The organism is Clostridium ljungdahlii (assembly GCF_001636845.1).
GTDB lineage: Bacteria > Bacillota > Clostridia > Clostridiales > Clostridiaceae > Clostridium_B > Clostridium_B ljungdahlii_A.
On sequence record NZ_LITT01000002.1, the window covers coordinates 112,408 to 129,811 of the forward strand.

Genomic DNA, 17,404 nt, shown 5'->3' on the forward strand with positions numbered 1-17,404 from the left:
CTAGATAATAATTTTTTGTAGAAGGATGAAATTTTATGATATTACATAGTAAAGAAAAAACAGAAAATAAGAGATTAATTGTTTCTCTTAAAGAAAACGGATCTTTTGAACTTGATTTTGAGGTTACAAAAGCGCAGGTTGATGAAAGTGAGATTACATTATTTAAGAAAATATATAAGCAATTCATAGAAAATGATATTAAATCACTTTTTTATATGGGATTTTTAAAAAAAACAGAGGCTGAATCTGAGTCTTTTAATTTTTTAAGGCTTATTGCAGCTAGCTTTGTAAAAAAATTATCTATGAATGTCGATATTGAAGCTTTGCGTGAAAAAATTGTAGTCCCTATAGAAGATGAAGAAATTAACCATATACTTGATATTGCACCATATTTAAATGGTTCTGAGTACCTAAGCTATAATTGGATCCAACAGGTATGGAAAAAACTTAATAAATGCTTTTGCCAAATGATTAGTGATTACAAAGGAACTGTTCAAGAATTTTTAACTTCTTTTAATCCTGATATACATGTTGCTGGAAAAGTTTTTTTTCACTTGGTTGAAAGTAAAAAGGAGGACTATCCTTTTGCTTTTTTAGCAACTTATTCTACATATGTTTCAAAGGATGGTACATCAAAACACCTGCCGCTTAAAAATGCACTTATTGAATATGGGGAAAATAGTGAAAAAATTTTAGAATTACTTTCTACAGTAAATAAGGCTTGCGAAAAAAGTTCTTTTATTTCAGAGCTTGTTGAGTCTGGTGAGATATTCCACCCACTTGGATTAAACGCTAATGAAGCCTATACTTTTTTAAAGGAAATACCTTTGTATGAAGAATCAGGTATTTTATGTCGTGTTCCTAAGTGGTGGAAAAACAAATCAGATTCATTAAAGATGTCTATAAGTGTTGGAGAGAAAAATCCATCAAGGGTAAATTTTGATGCTTTAGTAGATTTTAATGCCGAATTATTTCTTGGTGAAGAATCTATTGATGCCGTTGAAATTAAAAAACTTCTTTCAGAAGCAGAAGGACTTGCTTTTATAAAGGGAAAATGGGTGGAAGTAAATCACGAAAAATTGAAAGAAATGCTTAAGGCTTATGAGAAAGCACAAAAACTCATGAGTAAAAAAGATGTAAATTTAATTGAAGCTATGCGTTTTGAGTTAAATGCTCCTAAAATATTAAATATGACCGATGATACTTGTAAACTTGAAATAACTAATGGACAGTGGCTTAATTCAGTAGTTACAAGATTAACTCATCCAGATACAATTGAAACTATTCCAAGTGGAGCTGATTTTCATGCTAATTTAAGAGAATATCAAGCAAGAGGATTAAGCTGGCTCAATTTTATGAAAAAACTTGGACTTGGTGCATGTTTAGCAGATGATATGGGGCTTGGAAAAACTATACAAGTTATTGCTTTACTTAATTATATCAGAACTAATGAGCATGAAAAAACACTGCTCATCGTTCCGGCATCGCTTATTGCGAATTGGATGAGTGAAATTGTAAAATTTGCACCTTCATTAAAGTATTATGTTATACATCCTTCAGAAAATAAAAGTTTAGAGGATGTAGATGAAAGTATTGTAGAAAAATATGATATTTTTATAACTACCTATGGTATGCTTTCAAAGCATGAATGGTTAAAGAATGTAAACTGGGATTCATTAGTTCTAGATGAAGCTCAGGCAATTAAGAATCCAGGAACCAAACAGACAAGGCTTGTGAAGCAATTAAAAGCTTCTTATAGAATTGCTATGACAGGTACACCTATAGAAAACAGACTTTCTGATCTGTGGTCATTGTTTGATTTTTTAAATAAAGGTCTCCTTGGCACAGCGAAAGAATTCTCTAATTTTGCGAAAAAGCTTAAGGAAAATGAAGAGAATTATGGTAGATTAAAAAAAGTAGTGAGTCCATTTATTCTTAGAAGATTGAAAACGGATAAGACAGTTATTTCGGATTTACCAGACAAAATTGAAATGAAAACTTATGCAGAACTTACTAAAAAGCAGGTAGTTCTTTACAATAAACTTGTGAAGGATTTGAAAGTAAAACTTGAATCTACTGGAGAGGGTATAGAGCGTAAAGGACTTGTACTTTCATCTATTATGAAATTTAAACAAATATGCAATCATCCATCACAGTATATGGGTCAGGATTATTATAATGAAAAAGAAAGCGGTAAATTTGCAAGACTTCGTGAAATTTGTGAAACAATTTATGAAAAGAGAGAAAGAGTTCTTGTATTTACACAATTTAAAGAAATAACTGAACCACTAAGTCATTTTCTTGAAAATGTATTTCAGCATAAAGGACTTGTACTACATGGAGGAACTAGTGTTAAGAAGAGAAAGGAAATGGTAGAAAAATTTCAAGGAAGTGAATACGTACCTTTTATGGTGCTTTCTATTAAAGCAGGTGGTGTAGGATTAAATCTTACTTCAGCTAATCATGTTATTCATTTTGATAGATGGTGGAATCCGGCTGTTGAAAATCAAGCAACGGACAGAGCCTTTAGAATAGGTCAAATGAAAAATGTAATAGTTCATAAATTTATTACAAAAGGTACAATTGAAGAAAAAATTGATTTGATGATTGAGGATAAAACCAAATTAACTAAAGAAATTATGCCTGACACTAAGGAAAATTGGATTACTGAAATGGACAATAAACAGCTTATGGATTTGTTTAGATTGTCAATATGATGTATGGAGGTAGATTGAATGTCGTATTATGGAGGTTTCCAGGAGTATGTTCCAGTATCAAAAAAAAGGGAAAGGGCACAGAAAGCTGTTGAAAAGTTAAGAAAAAAAGATCCTACTATTTCTCCAATTATAATTGAAGGAAGAAGTATATCTAAAACCTGGTGGGGAAAATCCTGGAATGATAATCTCGAAAGCTATGCTGATTATTCAAATCGTATTGGAAGAGGACGAAGCTATGTAAGACATGGAGCTGTTTTAGATTTAAAAATTAATGTGGGAAGTATCAGCGCCCTTGTGCAGGGAAGTGATAAAAAACCATATAAAGTTGAGATCAATATTAAACCTATTTCTAAAGAACTCTGGAAAACAATTGAGAAGGAATGCGTCGGCAAAATTCATTCTTTAGAGGAACTTACGCAGGGAAAGTTTCCTAAAGCATTATCGGATCTATTTACGGCCAAAGGCAAAGGATTATTTCCTACACCTAAGGAGATAACAATGGGATGCAGCTGTCCTGATTGGGCAGATATGTGTAAACATATAGCGGCAGTACTTTATGGAGTAGGAGCTAGACTTGATGATGATCCGTTACTATTTTTTAAATTGAGAGATGTAAATATTCAAGATTTAATTAAAGAAGCAGTAAATGAAAAATCGAAGGTGCTTCTTGAAAAATCTGAAGTTAAAAGCCGTAGAATTCTTGATGACACTGATGTTTTTGATATGTTTGGAATTGATATGGATACTGATACTAAAGAAGTTAAAAGTAAAAAAACAACTAAAAATAAAAAGTAAAAATTTAATGACAAGTAATTCTAGTTATAGTATTGACATTAACCACTAATAGGTATAAATTAAAATTAAATTATATAAAGATAAATATAGGTTTAATCAATTTTAATTAAAAGGGAATCAGGTGAAAGTCCTGAACTATCCCGTAGCTGTAATAGATGAGTTTTAGTGCATTTATGCCACTTAAATATTGGGAAGGCGTACTAAAATGAAGAATCTTGAGTCAGAAGACCTGCCTATATTATACACAAATATCTCTACGAGTGATAGGGGGCGTGTTATAATGATAGTTTTGTTGGATTTCTTATGACTGAACAAACTTTATTATATTGTTTCCTTTTAACGCTTTCGTTAAAAGGAATTTTTATGTTTATAAGGGAGGATTTTTTTATGAATCGTTATTTTTATCAGACGCAGTTTTCTGAATATAAACCGGGATTGATTACTTATTTAAATAGAAATAATGAAATAAAAGTGAAAATTAATAATGTATATTTTTATGAGTATCTTAAAAAAGTAGTAGGATTTTATAAAGAACTTGAACATTATTATGAAACCTATTCGTCAAAAGTAAAAGAAATTGTGGAACAAGATGGAATAGACCTTGAAAATATTAATGAAATTCTAAAGCTTGATATGTATTTGTATAACATTGTAAGTATATACCAAGATGATACTATATTTGAAGAAGATCTTGAATTTAATGAAAACTTAGAGAACTGGATTCATCATATTGATGAAGATACTTTGCTTGCCTACTTTAATAGCAAGTATGACTTAGATATTTTAAATGATAAAAAGATATTTTTTAATATTTTTTCAAATAAACCTAAGTTGCATAGTCATGATAAACAGGTTTGGGATTATAAAAAGGTTGATGTAATTTAAAAATATATATCAATTATTATTGTAAATAATAAAAGTCTCGTCCATTTCTATGATGGATGGGCTTTTATTTTTTCCCATTGAAACTATGCAGTAAATAAGATAAGAGGTTACTTTCAATCATTGATAACTTGTTTATCCGATGACTACCTGCTCTAATACTCCCACTTTTCCAAGTGGGAGTAAAGAGCAGCTACGTCCCTGGATAACGATTTCTAAGCATCAGGTGGAGTCAAAACTCCATCTGATGCCAAGAACTCTGTTTATGATATAATAGAAGGATTGAAAAATTTAAATTTATAGGGAGAAGTTATGTTAACTGAAGATGCATTGTTACAAATATTTAATGAACAAACTACAGGCGAAAATTATTTAAAAGGTCAGAGAGTTCTAGACAATGATCTGGTATCTTGCATAGATATAATAGATGAAGACAAATTAATTTGTATAGAGGGAAATGTGATCTCAGAAAATCTTTTTAATGAATACAATACTAAGATTGAAATGGATACGGGTAAAAAAAGCATTTTTTCTACATATTGCAGCTGCCAGGATTATGAAAAAAATGAATTTAAAAAAACAAACTACTGCTGTAAACATCTCACAGCGACTTTTTATAAGGCTCTAGGGGATTTAGTTCAGCATGAAGCTTTAAAAGATGATAATATAAATAGTATATTTAAAAATAAAAGTAATGTTTTATCCTTGCTTTTAGGAGATGAAAAAGATAAGGAAGAATTAAAAATAGAGGTTTATATAAATAAAAACCAATGGAATGGTAATATAACAGCTGAATTTAAAATAGGAGTGAAGTCCACAAGTTCAAGTAATCTTTATGTTTTAAAGGATATAAATAATTTTTTGACATGCTATTATAATCGTGTTCCTATAAAGTACAGTAAAAATTTTACTTTTGATATAAAAAAGCAAAAATTATCCACTAAGGATAAGAGACTTATTTCCTTTATAGAAACTTTGAAGGAAATGGAAAAAGATTATAAATATTTTCGTAAAAAAGGTGACGAATGTGTGAGTGGAAAGTATATTATCATTCCTAAGTATTTAATTAGAGAATTTTTTGAAATTATAAAAAAGCATAGAACATATCTAAATGAAGGATTTTTTTCTAGACCTATAGAAACAGAAATCCTATTTGAAAATCCAGCTGTGGAGTTTGATTTGAAAACCATAAAAGATAATTACGTTCTAAAATCTTTATCAGGTATGCCAGAGTCTCTTAGCTCTAAAAATGATGTCTTCTTATATGGTTCTACTATATATCTGCCAGGCTATGAATTCTGCTATAAAATAAGTCCTTATTTGAAGGTCTTTAATGAAGCTAGGGTAGTAACTATAGATAAAGCTCAGGAAGATACTGTATTAAAAAGGCTCATTCCCAATCTCAATTTTTTATCAGATAGAGTTACTTTGTCAAAGGCTATAAGAAATAAGGTTGTAATTGATAAGTGTAAGTTTAACTTTTATTTTAACAAGGAAGGTAAGGATATCACACTTATTTTAAAAGTTAAGTATGGGCAATTTGAATTTAATATTTTTGAAGATTGTGATGAAAGGATTATATATAGAGAATCTAAAAGGGAATCTCAGGTTATTGGAATTCTCACGTCACTAGGATTTGAAGAGGTAAATGGAAAGTTTTACTTTTTTATGGGTGATGATTATATTTTCAATTTCTTTAAAAATGAAGTATTTAAACTTCAAGAAATAGGAGAAGTTTACTATTCAGAAAACTTTAAAGGCATAAAATCCATAGGGAGTAAAGGTATAAATGGAGATATCAAAACGGGTAAATATAATTATTTTGAAATGGATTTCAAAATAGGAAATATAGATCCAAGGGAAACTACAGGTATATTAAAAGCCTTTAGAGATAACCTGAAATATTACAAGTTGAAAAGCGGAGAATATCTTGACCTTGAAGAATTAGAACTTAAAAAGTTTTTAAAACTTTTAGATGTGGTTTCCTATAATAATATAGAGGATAATAATATAACGATAGATACAAATAAGGCTATCTTCATTGATGGATATTTAGAAGATAACAATATTACATATATAAAGGGAAAAAAAGAGCTAAATAAAATAAGAAATAAATTTAGAAATGTAGACAAATTGGAATTTGAAGTCCCAAAAGAGTTAAATGCTTCCCTGAGAGAATATCAAAAATCAGGGTATAAGTGGTTAAAAAATTTAGATTACTTTGGGTTTGGTGGAATCCTAGGAGATGAAATGGGACTTGGAAAAACACTTCAAACTATTACTTTTATACTTTCCAGCCAAGGAAGCAAATCTTTAATTATAGTCCCCACATCCTTGGTTTACAATTGGATGGACGAATTTGAAAAGTTTGCACCTACTTTAAAGATATTACCTGTTGTAGGAACAAAAGAAGAAAGAGAAACTGCTGCTTTTCATATGGAAAACTACGATGTTATTATAACTACATATAATCTTTTAAAAAGAGATTTGAAAATGTACTCTGAAAGAGAATTTGATTACTGTATATTAGATGAAGCACAATATATAAAAAATCCAAATGCTCAAAATACAAAGGCAGCAAAACAAATAAAAGCAAAGACACGATTTGCTCTATCTGGAACCCCTATGGAAAACTCTCTTATGGAACTTTGGTCTATATTTGATTTTATAATGCCAGGTTATCTATATGATAAAAATAGATTTAGCGTAAGGTACTATAAAAAGCTTAAAGAGAGTCCTGAGGTAATTGAGGATTTAAATAGACTCATAGCTCCATTTATACTTAGACGGAAGAAAAAGGATGTTATAGTGGAATTACCTGATAAAATAGAAAAGACACTTATGGTTACTTTAGATGATAAGCAAAAAAAAGTTTATAAAACTTATGCAGATCATGCAGTTGACCTCATTGAAAAAAAAGTAAAAGAGGATGAATTTAAGAATAGCAAAATAGAGATACTTTCCTATATAACGAAACTTAGGCAGTTATGTTTAGATCCTAGTATATTAATAAATAATTACAGCGGCGGAAATGGAAAAATGGATGCACTAGTAGAGCTGATTCATAAAAGTATATCGCAGGGACATAGAATACTTGTTTTCTCCCAATTTACATCTGTGCTTAAAAATATAGGAGAAAAAATTTCTGAAGAGAAAATCTCCTTTAGTTATTTAGACGGTACTATAAAATTAGAAGAAAGAATAAATATAGTAAAAAAATTTAACAAAGGTAAAAATTCAGTGTTTTTAATAAGCTTAAAAGCTGGAGGAACAGGATTAAATTTAACTTCAGCAGATGTGGTAATTCATTTTGATCCCTGGTGGAATACAGCTGTAGAAGAACAGGCAGCAGACAGGACTCATAGAATAGGGCAAAAAAATGTAGTGGAAGTTATAAAAATTATAGCTAAAGGTACAATTGAAGAGAAGATAGTACTTCTTCAAAAGGAGAAGAAAAAGCTTATAGAAAAATTAATGGAAAATAAATTGGTGTCAGGTGAAAATTTAAAAAGTTTTACTGAAGAGGATATACTTGGATTATTTCAAAATAGATAAACAGAGTTCTTGGCATCAGATAAATTTCTGTATAGTAATCTCGAAAAATGCATATTTATAATTAAATAAAATTTAGAATAAAGTGCTTTACACATTGATAATGTTTACTTTATATGGAGTTTTCTAAAAAAAATATATTTATTTTTATAAAAAATATTGCATATTTATTTATAAAGTCATATAATAACTACATATTTATAAAGTTATATTACTTTTCATATGGAATTAGAAGGAGGCAAATTATATTGGTACAAGTAGGAATTATTGGAGGGACTGGCTATGTAGGTGCAGAGCTATTGAGACTTTTATCAAGTCATAATAAAGTTAAAATATCAGCTGTATCTTCTACCAGTTATAGTGGAAAAGCTATTTCTAGTATATATCCCAATTTTTATGGACTAAATCAAATTATATATGGAAATGAAGATGAAGTTATAGAAAAAAGTGACCTGATTTTCTTAGGCCTTCCAAGTGGATTAAGTGAAAATATTGTGGAAAAGGCAGTGAAAAAAAATAAAATATGTATAGATATGGGAGCGGATTTTAGATTTAAAAGTGAAACCGCATATAAAAAATGGTATAAAAAAGATTTTAAAATAATGGATTTACACGAGAAGTCCGTATATGGGCTTCCTGAGTTAAATAGAAAATATATAAAAGAAACAAAAATTATAGGTAATCCAGGGTGCTATGCTACATCTGTTGAACTTGCTCTTCTTCCACTTATTTCACGTGATTTCATAGAGGAAAAAGGAATAATTGCAGATTGTAAGTCAGGAGTAACAGGTTCAGGAAGATCGTTAAATGAAAGCAGCCATTTTGTAAATTGTAATGAAAGTTTTAGTGCTTATAAAGTAGCAAATCATAGGCATACTCCTGAAATAGAAGAAAACTTAAGCAGTGTATCGAAAAAAGATGTTAAATTAACTTTTATTCCTCATTTAATTCCTATAAATAGAGGAATATTATCTACAGTATATACAACTCCTAGAGATAAAGTAGATATGGAAAAATTACATGAGGATTACTGTGAATTTTATAAGGCAGAGCCTTTTGTAAAAGTGCTTCCACTAGGAGAAGTAGCAAAAATAAATAATGTTAGACTTTCAAATTACTGTCACATTTCTCTTCATTATGATGAAGAAAACAATAAGCTTATAATAATATCATGTTTGGACAATATGGTAAAGGGTTCTGCAGGGCAGGGAATTCAAAATATGAATATTGTTCTGGGGTTTGACGAAAAAGAAGGACTTAATGCTGTTCCAGCTATTTTTTAACTAAATTTTAAGGAGGATATTAGGATGAATTTTGAAATTATAGAAGGAGGGGTTACTTCTCCAAAAGGATTTGTATCTGCAGGGATTAGCTGTGGTATTAAAAAAAGAAATTCAAAGGACTTGGCTCTTATAAAATCAATTAGTCCTTGTAATTCAGCAGGAGTTTATACAAAGAATATAGTTAAAGGAGCTCCACTTATAGTTACTAAAAAGCACATGGAAAACAAAAGAGCACAGGCTGTGATTGCAAATAGTGGAAATGCCAATACTTGTACTGGTGAAGAAGGATTAAAAAATGCAGAAGAGATGTGTGAATATGTAGCAAGAGAACTTAAGATTGAAAAAGAAGATGTACTTGTAGCATCTACTGGCATTATAGGAGTTAAATTAAATATTGAAGCTATAAAAAATGCAGTACCGGATTTGGTTAAAAAATTAGATAAAGATGGATATAAAGATGCATCCAAAGCTATAATGACTACAGATACTTTTCAAAAAACTATAGCCATAAAATTAGAACTTGGAGGAAAGACAGTAACTATTGGTGTTATGGCCAAAGGATCAGGAATGATACATCCTAATATGGGAACCATGCTTTCTTTTATAACTACAGATGTAAATATAGATCCAGATCTTTTAGATAAGGCTTTGAAAGAGAGTGTACGGATAAGTTATAACAGGGTTTCAGTAGATGGAGATACTTCAACCAACGATATGGTTGTTATACTTGCAAATGGATTGGCTGAAAATCCACTTATAAATGAAGAAAATGAGGATTACAAATTATTTTTACAGGCACTTAAAAAATTAAATGTTGAAGTAGCTAGAATGATTGCAAAAGATGGAGAGGGTGCTACTAAATTAATAGAATGTAAAGTACTAAATGTTTCTAGCGAAGAAAAAGGTGAGATACTTGGTAAATCCGTAATATGCTCTAATTTAGTAAAAACAGCTTTATTTGGATGCAATGCAAATTGGGGCAGAATACTTGATGCCATAGGATATTCAGGAGTTGAATTTGATATAAACAAGATTCAGGTAACAATGGAAAGTAAAAAAGGGAGCGTTTTAGTATTTGAAAAAGGAGAACCTGTTCCATTTTCAGTGAAAGAAGCAACTGATATATTATCAGAAGACGTAATAGATATAATTATAAACTTTAATTCAGGTAATTATAATGTGTGTTGTTGGGGATGCGATCTAACCTATGATTATGTGAAAATTAATGGAGAGTATATGTCTTAAATAATAAAATTATTATAATGCACAGGGGGCACGGGAGTTGAATTATAATGAAGTGGCTAAAATTTTAGCAGAATCACTGCCATATATTCAAAAATATAGAGGAAAAACAATAGTTGTCAAATATGGCGGTAATGCAATGATAGATGAGGAACTTAAAAAATATGTTATAAATGACTTAGTACTTATGAAATGTGTGGGAATAAATTTAGTAGTAGTCCATGGAGGAGGTCCTTTTATTTCATCTTATTTAAAGAAATTAAATAAGGAAAGTGTATTTATAGACGGACTTAGATATACAGATGATGAAACTATGGATATAGTACAGATGGTTTTAAGCGGAAAAATAAATAAAGACCTTGTTAAATTAATTCAAAGCTATGGTGGAAAAGCTATAGGTCTCTGTGGAATGGATGGGTCCATGATAAAAGCTAAAAAACTTTGCCAAAAAGTAGACTTAGGAAGAGTTGGAGAAATAACTGAAATAAATACTGAAGTAATTAAAAACTCTATAGACAGCGGCTATATTCCTGTAATAAGCAGTGTAGCACTTGCAAATGATAATGAAGGTGTCTATAACATAAATGCAGATACCTGCAGCTATAAAATAGCTTCTGCACTAAAAGCACAAAATTTAATATTGCTTACGGATGTACCAGGAGTTATGACAGATATAAAGGATTCTTCTACACTTATTTCAGAACTTAAATTAAAAGATATTTCAAAACTATATGAAAATAATATTATAAAAGGTGGAATGCTTCCTAAGATAAACTGCTGTGTTGAAGCTATAAAATCAGGGGTTAAAAGTGCACATATTATTGATGGTAGAGTACCTCACTGTCTTTTAGTAGAATTATTTTCTAAGCAAGGTATAGGAACTATGATTTATTAAGGAGGAAAAAATATGAATTATTTAGATTACGCAAAGGAATATCTTATGAATACCTATAATCATCTTCCTGTAGTATTTACTCATGGAAAAGGATGTAAGGTATATGATACTTCAGATAAGGAATACTTGGATTTTACATCAGGTATTGGAGTAATGTCACTAGGCTATGGAAATGAAAATTGGATAAAGGCTGTAGAGAACCAGCTTGAGAAAATACCACATACTTCTAATATATTTTTAAATATTCCTGTACTTGAACTTGCCAAGAAATTTACAGAGCTTTCAAAAATGAGCAAGGTATTTTTCTGCAATTCAGGAGCAGAAGCCAATGAAGGAGCTATAAAACTTGCGAGAAAATATAGCTTTGATAAATATGGGAAAGGTAGATCTACCATAATTACATTAAATAAGAGTTTTCATGGTAGAACTATAACTACACTAGAAGCAACTGGACAAGAAAAATTTCATAATTATTTTTATCCTTTTACAGAAGGATTCAAGTATACTGACGTTGATGTTAAGTCACTAGAAGATACTATTGATTCTACTTGCTGTGCTATTATGATAGAAGCTGTTCAAGGTGAAGGTGGAGTAAATCCTCTAAGTAAGGAATTTGTAAGCAAAGTATTTGAAATCAGCAAAAAGAATGATATTTTAGTTATATGTGATGAAGTACAGTGTGGTATAGGCAGAACTGGAAAAATGTATGGTTTTAATAATTATGATGTACATCCTGATATCGTATCTACAGCAAAAGCTCTTGGAGGAGGTCTTCCTATGGGTGCTGTACTCTGCAATGAAAAGCTAAAGGATACCTTTAAATATGGAGATCATGGATCTACGTTTGGAGGAAATCCAGTTTGTACAGCAGGTGCTATAGAAGTTTTAAATACAATTAGCAAAGAAGGTTTCTTGGATAAAGTAAGTGAGAAAGGACGATTTGTCAAGGAATACTTTAAAAATAAACCTTCTAAAAATGTAGTAGAAGTACGAGGAATAGGACTAATGATTGGAGTAGAAATTAAAGGAGAATCTTCAAAGGTACAGAAAAAGGTACTAGAAAAAGGACTTCTTGTTTTAACTGCAGGACCAAATGTAATAAGGCTTCTTCCTCCACTTGTGATATCAGAAGAAGAATTGGAAAAAGGACTTAATATACTTTATGAAGTTATAGAGAGTATGTAATTTGTATTTTTATCCGATGGCTACCAGCCGTAATCCCCCCATCGCACACAGCGAAAGCGACTATCACCAAATCAAAGATTTGGGATATCTGCTTTTCTTATAAAGTGGGGGGATAACGGCTGCTACGCCCCTGGATAACGATTTTCCCTAAAGGATAACGCCTTCTAAGTGCTAAAGCACTAAGAATCCTGTTAATAAGTTTCAGATGGAGAAAAAAATTCCATCTGAAACCAAGAACTCTGTTTATGCTGCTGTAAAATTATTTTACAGCAGCATATTTTTTATACAGTAATATATAAAGAACTCTAATAGCGTCTAAAGAAATCTCTATAAATATTAAATATTAAATTGTTTGTAGACGTTTTAAAGATGTATTTAATTTATAATTACAAATATCAAATGAAAATAATCTACAGTAAATTTAAGGAGGCAATTGATATGTCAAAGTTGGTAGAATGTGTTCCAAATTTTAGTGAGGGAAGAAATAAAGAAATAATAGAAAGCATTGTAGATGAAGTTAGGAAAACTGAAGGTGTTAAACTTTTAGATTATTCATCAGATAAAGACCATAATAGATCTGTAGTAACTTTATTGGGCGGACCAGAAGAAGTAGAAGAAGCAGCATTTAAACTTATAAAAAAAGCTGCTGAGCTTATTGATATGAGAAATCATCAAGGTGCCCATCCTAGAATGGGAGCTACTGATGTAGTTCCATTTATACCTATTAAAGATGTCACTACAGAAGAATGTGTTGAAATTTCTAAAAAACTTGGAAAAAGAGTAGGGGAAGAATTGAAAATCCCAGTTTACTTATACGAAGATGCAGCTACATCTGAAGAGAGAAGAAATTTAGCTGCTATTAGAAAAGGACAATATGAGGGATTCTTTGAAAAAATAAAACAGCCTGAATGGAAACCAGATTTTGGCCCTTGTGAGATGAATGTAAAAAGCGGAGCTACAGTTATAGGAGCTAGATTTCCACTTATAGCATATAATGTAAATTTAGGTACAGATAACATAGAAATAGCCAATGCTATTGCTAGAAAAATAAGATACATAGGTGGAGGATTAAGATATGTTAAGGCTGTAGGAGTAAAGGTAACTGAAAGGAATATAGTTCAGGTATCTATGAACCTAGTAAACTATGAAAAGACTCCTATATATACTGCACAGGAAATGGTTAGAATGGAAGCTAAAAGATATGGAGTACCTATTGTAGGAAGCGAAGTTATAGGTTTAGTTCCTATGAAAGCTCTGTTAGATTGTGCAGAGTATTACCTTCAAATAGAAAATTTTAGTGTAGATCAAGTACTTGAATCTAGACTAAGTGAATAAACAGAGTTCTTGGCATCAGATGGAGTTTTAACTCCACCTGATGCTTATTAACAGTATTCTTAGTGCTTCAGCACTTAGAATACGTTATCCTTTAGGAGAAATCGTTATCCAGGGACGTAGCTGCTCTTTACTTCCACTTGTGGAAGTGGAAGTATTAGAGCAGGTAGTCATCGGATAAACTTTAACTTAAAAGGCTGCAGTTGAGTTTTGCTTGAAAACAACCAACTGCAGTTATATTTCCATAATGTAAATTAAATTTTCTCCTCTAATTTCATAAGTACGCCAATTTCATAGTTATCTAAAGATTTTTTTAAATAGGCAATACCCATATCACAATAGGTTTTTGCATCTTTAGGAAGATATTCTTTGAATATACTATTTAATTTCTTATTTTCCTTAAGTTGTGTACTTATTTTAGCTTTTACTCGATAAACTAGGCCTATTTCATGAGGGCTCTTTAACATTTCAGAATGAGTATGGGCATCTTTTAAATAGCTTAAAGCTTTAGTATAATCTTTCTCATTTATTTTCAATAAAGCCATAAAAGCTTCAGCTATGGAACGTCCCCAAACTAAATCGAAATGCTTGTATATATTAAGAGATCTTTTAAAGTACTCATTTGCAGCAGCATAATTTCCCATGTCAAAGGCTGTTTCACCTGCATTTATACTAAATATAGCAGTGCTGGACATAACACCTTTACCTTCACATATTTTAATGGCCTTATCATAGTAGCAAATAGCTTTAGAAAACTCTAGGGAGTGTCTCCTAATTTCACCTATATAATTGTAACAAGCAGCTATGTTAAGTACATACTTGTCCGATGTTATTGTATTTCTAGTAAATATATTTATTGATTCGTTTAACAGTTTTTCTGCTTCCTTATAATTTCCACACATATTATTATAAAGAGCTTTTAATTTTAATATTATGGCTTTTTCATCCTCATAGTTTTGTTCTTTAGCAATGGAAAGTGCTAGATTTATGTACATAATCATGTTTTCTACATTATAAGTTTGAATACAATAATAAATCATTTGTTTATAACCTTCGATGGCATAACTAAGAGCATCTATATTAAGAGCTTTATCTATCATATTTTTTATTATGGAAGTTCCATTTTCGTACTCTCCTATTTTAATTAAATATCTTCCCTTCATAAGTAAGAATGTTATTTCTAAATCTACAGTTTCCTTGGACCTGCTTTGATTCTCAACTTTATTTAAGAGTTTTTCCACTTTCTCTAAACTTTTCAAAGTTTTTTCATCACTAAAGTAGAAATCGTTGTATTTGTTTTCGCCATAATGAAGTACAGGAAAGAGTTCATGGCTGAAACTAAGATATATATTCAGATTTTTCATCCTGTATGTTAGTTCCTTAATTCGATTATTGGAATTTGAAAAATGATATATTAATTTATAGTAGGTATTTAGATTATTTTTATCTTTAAGGAGATTTCTCTCCAAAAGTTCACCTATTTTATTATGTAAAATTTTTTTTCTAGCCATAGACTGGTTTGAGTATATGAACTCTCTAAATTTTTGGTGGGTAAACTTTAAGTTTATATTATCGTCATTTAGTATTTCTTTAAGTATAAATTTGTTTTCCAATTCTTCAACCACATCAATTATTTCAAGTTCATCCTTGTCAATAATGCTAGCTAATATGTTAAGGGGCACTTCGTCAAAGAACATAGAACATATGTTTAAAATCTTTCTCCCTTCCTCAGAGACGTCCAAATATCTGCTCCTTAATATATCTTGCATTTTAGAGGACATTAAGTTTATATTTCCATTGGATTTTATTATATTCATGTATTCAGTTAAAAAGAATAGATTTCCTTCTGTCTCGCTGTATATTTTATTTGCCATTTTTTTAGACAAATTGTAGTTAGGTAGTGCTTTTTTATGAAATCTTCTGTTTCTATGTGACTGAGCCTCTCTAGTTTAAGTGTATTTAATTTGTTATATCTATTCATGGAAGTCATGAATTTATCCAGATCTTCATTGTATTCATTTCTACAGGTACAGATTAAAATTATATTTTTAGATTCACTTAAGAGTATACTATTTAAAAGAGATAGACTCATTGAATCCAACCATTGAATATCTTCAAAAACTAACATTATTTTTTTATGAGAACTAACTATCCTCAGTATATCTCCTAGAGCATTTCCTATTATTTCATATTTCAAATTATTGCTTTCAATAAGTTTCAAATTACCCGAATAGTTTTTGCTAAACTCAGGAAAAAAGCTAGCTATTATGTTTTCACAAGATAGAGGTATACTTATATTAGTAGTTCTTATTATTTTTGATAATTTTAGTATAATATTATTCCAAGGCTTTAATATGTAGTCCTTTTCAAGGGGATAACAGGAGGTTTCTAAGATAAATATATCATTTTGAGAAATGCCTTCTAAGAACTTTTCTTTAAGTTTTGTTTTACCAATGCCAGCTTCGCCTAGTATCAGAATAGATTTTGCTTGTATTTCATTTTTAAATTTTAGGTAAGCAGCTTCTAAACATTTTAGTTCTTCATACCTTCCAAAAAAGAATTCTTTTGATTTTAAACTGCAATTTGTAAGACTTATTTCATTTAATATTTCGTTAAATAATTTTTTTGTAGCTGGCTGTGGTTCTACATCTAATTCTTTGTTTAAAATTTCTGAAAGTTTGTGATATACTTCTACAGCTTTATTGCACTTATTGTTATTTTTTAAACTTTTCATAAGCTCTCTGTATGATTCTTCATCAAACTCATCCATTTTTATGAGCATTTTACAGTAGTTTTCTACTTTATTGTAGTTTTTGTTTTCCTTTTCAATAGATATATTTTCTTTTAGTCTATTTGTATATATTTGCTGGAAATGTTCCCTAGTTTCTATCACCCAAGTTTGAAAAGTTTCTGCATTTTTTACATAAAAACCAGTTAAAAAGTGTCCCTTATATGTATTTAAATCATCTTTATTACTCAAGAAATTATCTATATCCGTTTTTATTTCTATATTGGGATTTATCATAACTGTTGACTTCCTTGGCGATATTAATACTTCTAAGTTAAAGGCTTTTTTTATTTTATAAATAGCATTTCTTAAATTCTTTTTTGCTATGTTTTCTTCTTCTTCTGGCCATAGAAGACCAGCTAGCTTTTCTCTTGTACATTCTTTATTAATAATTAAATAACAAAAAAGAGCTTGTACTTTGTTATATGGGAACAAAATTTTTTCATTGTCTATAGTTACATTAAAATTTCCAAACATTTTTACGTATATAATGTTCAATATATCCCTTCTTTCGTAACTCCTCAACCTAGTATATACTATATAATCATTTAGTATATGTATTATATTATAATACAATATCAGCGTAAATTTCCATTGATAAATTAAATTTTGTTCATAATGATTAGAAAAAGTTGAAACTAAAAAATGATCTAACGTCTACAATATAAAAATATTTAAAAATATTTTTTTTATATTGTAGACAAATTTGACTTTTTAAAGACGTAAACGTTTT

12 protein-coding genes and 1 riboswitch are annotated in these 17,404 nt (G+C 29.9%); of the genes, 10 read left to right on the forward strand and 2 right to left on the reverse strand.

Going from position 1 to position 17,404, the window contains the following annotated elements:
* Positions 1–35: 35 nt before the first annotated feature.
* The 10 genes from WY13_RS01235 to WY13_RS21450 all read left to right on the forward strand — a co-directional run bounded on the left by WY13_RS01235 (position 36) and on the right by WY13_RS21450 (position 14,064).
* The gene (locus WY13_RS01235; protein WP_063553901.1) at positions 36–2,717 is read left to right on the forward strand and encodes a DEAD/DEAH box helicase; all 2,682 of its coding nucleotides are present in this window, start codon (positions 36–38) and stop codon (positions 2,715–2,717) included.
* A gap of 18 nt (positions 2,718–2,735) precedes the next feature.
* A complete protein-coding gene (locus WY13_RS01240; protein WP_063553902.1) occupies positions 2,736–3,512 on the forward strand; it encodes an SWIM zinc finger family protein in 777 nt (258 codons plus the stop codon).
* Between the two features lie 71 nt (positions 3,513–3,583).
* A riboswitch (cobalamin riboswitch) is annotated at positions 3,584–3,763 on the forward strand.
* 136 nt (positions 3,764–3,899) lie between these two features.
* Positions 3,900–4,397: a hypothetical protein gene (locus WY13_RS01245; RefSeq protein ID WP_063553903.1), complete on the forward strand. Its 498-nt coding sequence runs from the start codon at positions 3,900–3,902 to the stop codon at positions 4,395–4,397.
* A 309-nt stretch (positions 4,398–4,706) separates the two neighbouring features.
* A complete protein-coding gene (locus WY13_RS01250) occupies positions 4,707–7,949 on the forward strand; it encodes a DEAD/DEAH box helicase (protein WP_063553904.1) in 3,243 nt (1,080 codons plus the stop codon).
* 245 nt (positions 7,950–8,194) lie between these two features.
* Complete coding sequence (gene argC / locus WY13_RS01255; protein WP_063553905.1) at positions 8,195–9,229, forward strand: N-acetyl-gamma-glutamyl-phosphate reductase; 1,035 nt, start codon at positions 8,195–8,197, stop codon at positions 9,227–9,229.
* Between the two features lie 24 nt (positions 9,230–9,253).
* On the forward strand, positions 9,254–10,474 hold the full coding sequence (gene argJ / locus WY13_RS01260; RefSeq protein ID WP_063553906.1) for a bifunctional glutamate N-acetyltransferase/amino-acid acetyltransferase ArgJ: 1,221 nt from the start codon (positions 9,254–9,256) through the stop codon (positions 10,472–10,474).
* A gap of 37 nt (positions 10,475–10,511) precedes the next feature.
* Entirely contained in the window at positions 10,512–11,366 is an 855-nt protein-coding gene (gene argB / locus WY13_RS01265) for an acetylglutamate kinase (protein ID WP_063553907.1), read from the forward strand.
* 12 nt (positions 11,367–11,378) lie between these two features.
* Positions 11,379–12,551: an aspartate aminotransferase family protein gene (locus tag WY13_RS01270; RefSeq protein WP_063553908.1), complete on the forward strand. Its 1,173-nt coding sequence runs from the start codon at positions 11,379–11,381 to the stop codon at positions 12,549–12,551.
* Positions 12,552–12,989: 438 nt separating this feature from the next.
* Complete coding sequence (gene ftcD / locus WY13_RS01275) at positions 12,990–13,886, forward strand: glutamate formimidoyltransferase (protein ID WP_063553909.1); 897 nt, start codon at positions 12,990–12,992, stop codon at positions 13,884–13,886.
* A gap of 40 nt (positions 13,887–13,926) precedes the next feature.
* Positions 13,927–14,064, forward strand: coding sequence for a hypothetical protein (locus WY13_RS21450; RefSeq protein ID WP_204377937.1), 138 nt, complete (start codon positions 13,927–13,929; stop codon positions 14,062–14,064).
* Positions 14,065–14,137: 73 nt separating this feature from the next.
* Here the strand turns inward: WY13_RS21450 and WY13_RS21620 are convergent, their stop codons facing one another.
* On the reverse strand, positions 14,138–15,757 hold the full coding sequence (locus tag WY13_RS21620; RefSeq protein ID WP_242866298.1) for a tetratricopeptide repeat protein: 1,620 nt from the start codon (positions 15,755–15,757) through the stop codon (positions 14,138–14,140).
* Positions 15,709–17,169, reverse strand: a complete 1,461-nt coding sequence (locus tag WY13_RS21625) for an AfsR/SARP family transcriptional regulator (protein WP_242866299.1) — start codon at positions 17,167–17,169, stop codon at positions 15,709–15,711. The genes WY13_RS21620 and WY13_RS21625 overlap by 49 nt, the downstream gene beginning before the upstream one ends.
* Between the last annotated feature and the right edge of the window lie 235 nt (positions 17,170–17,404).

Coding starts and splice junctions, on each gene's coding strand:
- WY13_RS21450 (WP_204377937.1), top strand. CDS start 13,927: ATGCTTATTAACAGTATTCTTAGTGCTTCAGCACTTAGAATACGTTAT.
- WY13_RS01235 (WP_063553901.1), top strand. CDS start 36: ATGATATTACATAGTAAAGAAAAAACAGAAAATAAGAGATTAATTGTT.
- WY13_RS01250 (WP_063553904.1), top strand. CDS start 4,707: ATGTTAACTGAAGATGCATTGTTACAAATATTTAATGAACAAACTACA.
- ftcD (WP_063553909.1), top strand. CDS start 12,990: ATGTCAAAGTTGGTAGAATGTGTTCCAAATTTTAGTGAGGGAAGAAAT.
- WY13_RS01240 (WP_063553902.1), top strand. CDS start 2,736: ATGTCGTATTATGGAGGTTTCCAGGAGTATGTTCCAGTATCAAAAAAA.
- WY13_RS01245 (WP_063553903.1), top strand. CDS start 3,900: ATGAATCGTTATTTTTATCAGACGCAGTTTTCTGAATATAAACCGGGA.
- WY13_RS01270 (WP_063553908.1), top strand. CDS start 11,379: ATGAATTATTTAGATTACGCAAAGGAATATCTTATGAATACCTATAAT.
- argJ (WP_063553906.1), top strand. CDS start 9,254: ATGAATTTTGAAATTATAGAAGGAGGGGTTACTTCTCCAAAAGGATTT.
- WY13_RS21620 (WP_242866298.1), bottom strand. CDS start 15,757: ATGGCAAATAAAATATACAGCGAGACAGAAGGAAATCTATTCTTTTTA.